The sequence below is a fragment of the Halorubrum sp. CBA1125 genome, from assembly GCF_009742825.1.
GTDB lineage: Archaea > Halobacteriota > Halobacteria > Halobacteriales > Haloferacaceae > Halorubrum.
Genome location: NZ_WPCE01000270.1, coordinates 1 through 2,836, shown reverse-complemented (window position 1 = coordinate 2,836; position 2,836 = coordinate 1). Strand labels below are relative to the sequence as shown.

The following is a 2,836-nucleotide window of genomic DNA, read 5'->3' as shown; positions in this document are numbered from 1 at the left end:
CGAGGAGGCGGACCGATGACCGACCTCGCGGAGCGGCGCGGCGTCGACGACGCGCACGTCTACCAGCCGGCCGAGGACTCGGGACTCCTCGCGGAGGCCGCCGTCGAGGCGGCTCACGGCCGGGTGTTGGAGGTGGGAACGGGGTCCGGCTGGGTGGCGGCGACCGTCGCGGCGGAGCGCGGACTCGACGTCGTCGGCAGCGATCTCAACCCGCACGCGGTCCGACAGGCGCGCGAGCGGGGCGTGGAGGCCGTCGTCGCCGACCTGCTCGATCCGTTCCGCGCGGACGCGTTCGACACGGTGTGTTTCAATCCGCCGTACCTCCCGACCGACCCGGACAACGAGTGGGACGACTGGATGGAACGCGCCCTGTCCGGCGGGGAGTCCGGCCGGGAACTGATAGCGCCGTTCCTCGCGGACGTGGGACGCGTGCTCGCGCCGGACGGCGTCGTCCTCCTCCTCGTCTCCTCGCTCACCGGGTACGAGGAGGTGCGTTCGCTCGCCGAGGAGGCGGGGTTCGCGGCGGAATCGGTCGTCGAGGAGTCGTTCCCCTTCGAGACGCTGACGGTGCTCGCGCTGCGACGCCGCGAACGACCGAGTGATTACTGAAATGCATAAAACGTATTAGCAAATATTATACGACGGCATAGCCTACCGACGGTGATGACCGAACGAGTCGCGGCCACGCCGGGGTTGTATCCGCTCCCGGACTGGGCGAAAGAGACGCTCTCGGACCTCAAGGGTCACCAGAAGGGCGACCTGTTGAGCGGCGACGAGAGCGAGGCGATCGTCGAGCAGTACGACGAGGTGCGCGCGGAGTACGTCGACGACCAGCTGGAGGCCGGCCTCGACTTAGTCACCGAGGGACAGGCCCGCTGGGACGACATGATCGCGCACCCGCTGACCGTCCACGACGCCGTCGAGACCGGCGGGATCGTCCGGTACTACGACAACAACAACTTCTACCGCGACCCGCGGGTCGTCGACGAACTCGATTTCTCCGGCGACGTCGCGGGCGAGCTGGAGTCGGCGCGCACGCTGATCGACGGCGACGCCCCCCTCGCCGCGACGCTGCCCGGTCCCTACTCGCTCGCGCAGCTCGCGACCGACGAGCGCTACGGCGACGAGGCCGCGTTCCAGGCCGCGATCGCCGACTCCTCGCCGGCGAGGTCGAGGCGTTCCCGAGCCACGACACGCTGTTCCTCCTCGAGCCGTCGCTGGTGACGGACGCGCCCGCCGAGGGCGAGGAGGAGCGCGCGACCGACGCGATCCGGACGGTCGCCGAGGCGACGACCGCCGACGTCGTCGTCCAGACGTTCTACGGCGCGCTCGGCGAGAAGCTGTACGCGCACCTCGTCGACGAGGCGGGCGCGGACGCGCTCGGGCTCGACATCGTCGCGGGCGACCGCGAGGACACGGTCTACAACGTCCAGGAGTACGGCGCGACCGACTCGGTCTCGCTCGGGCTCGTCGACGGGCAGAACACGCTCGTCGAGGAGCCGGAGACGGTCGCCGAGCGGGTCGAGTGGTTCGAGTCGACGGGCGCCGCCGCGGCGTTCGACCGGACGTACCTCACCCCGAACACCGAGCTGTTCTACCTGCCGGAGAACAAGTACCGCGCGAAGCTTTCCGCCCTCTCTGCCGCCACGGAGGTGCTCGAGTAATGGCCCGTAACCCAGCCGCCAACCGCGACCAGTTCCGCCCGCACGACCACCCGAACGACGCGTTCCTGCTCACGACCGTCGTCGGCTCGTACCCGAAGCCCAAGTGGCTCAACCGCGCCGACGAGCTCGTCGAGGACCCCGATTCGAAGTTCGACGAGGACGACCTCGCGGAGGCGCACGACGACGCCGCGCGGCTCATCACCCGCGAGCACGAGCGCGCCGGGCTCGACACGGTCGTCGACGGCGAGATGCGCCGCAACGAGATGGTCGAGTTCTTCGCCGACCGCATCGACGGCTACGAGTTCAACGGCCCGGTGAAGGTGTGGGGGCACAACTACTTCGACAAGCCGTCCGTCGTCGAGGAGGTCGCCTACGACGAGCCGTGGCTCGTCGACGAGTTCGCGTTCACCTCGAACGTCGCCGAGCGCCCCGTCAAGGTCCCGATCACGGGACCGTACACGCTCGGGTTCTGGGCGTTCAACGAGGCGTACCCCTCCACCGAGGAGCTGGTCTACGACCTCGCCGACCTCGTGAACGAGGAGGTGGAGAAGCTCGTCGACGCCGGCGCGCGCTACATCCAGATCGACGAGCCGGCGCTGGCGACGACGCCGGAGGACCACGCCATCGTCGGCGAGGCCCTCGAACGGATCGTCTCGGGGATCGACGAGGAGGTCCGGATCGGCCTGCACGTGTGTTACGGCGACTACTCGCGGATCTACCCCGAGATCAACGACTACCCGATAGACGAGTTCGACGTCGAGCTGTGCAACGGCGACTACGAGCAGATCCCGACATTCGAAGAGCCCGCGTTCGAGCCCGACCTCGCGCTCGGCGTCGTCGACGCCCACACCGCCGAGGTGGAGCCCGTCGAGGAGATCAAAGCGAACATCCGCCAGGGCCTCCGCGTCGTGCCCCCGGAGAAGCTCACGATCTCGCCGGACTGCGGGCTGAAGCTGCTCCCGCGGGAGGTCGCCTACGGCAAGACCGAGAACATGGTGACCGCCGTTCGGGAGGTCGAAGCCGAGATCGACGCCGGCGAGATCGATCTGGACGCGCCGCTGGCCGACGACTGAATCAGCACTGTCGAAATAGCATCTGTTCGGCGCCGTTCGGGGTGAAACGCCCGTTCGGTTGCTACTGCATATCGACCTTTTTTCTCGTCGGGTTCTCTC

Annotated in this window: 2 protein-coding genes and 1 pseudogene; all 3 read left to right on the top strand. The window is 68.4% G+C overall.

The features are described from left to right. Positions 1–609: HemK2/MTQ2 family protein methyltransferase (locus GJ633_RS15480; protein ID WP_394351169.1), on the top strand; the 609-nt coding region annotated here is incomplete at its 5' end. 54 nt (positions 610–663) lie between these two features. Further along, a pseudogene (locus tag GJ633_RS15475) lies at positions 664–1,664 on the top strand (5-methyltetrahydropteroyltriglutamate--homocysteine methyltransferase). Continuing rightward, positions 1,664–2,737, top strand: coding sequence for a methionine synthase (locus GJ633_RS15470; RefSeq protein WP_156589504.1), 1,074 nt, complete (start codon positions 1,664–1,666; stop codon positions 2,735–2,737). Before GJ633_RS15475 ends, GJ633_RS15470 begins: the two are co-directional and overlap by 1 nt. Positions 2,738–2,836: the final 99 nt, after the last annotated feature.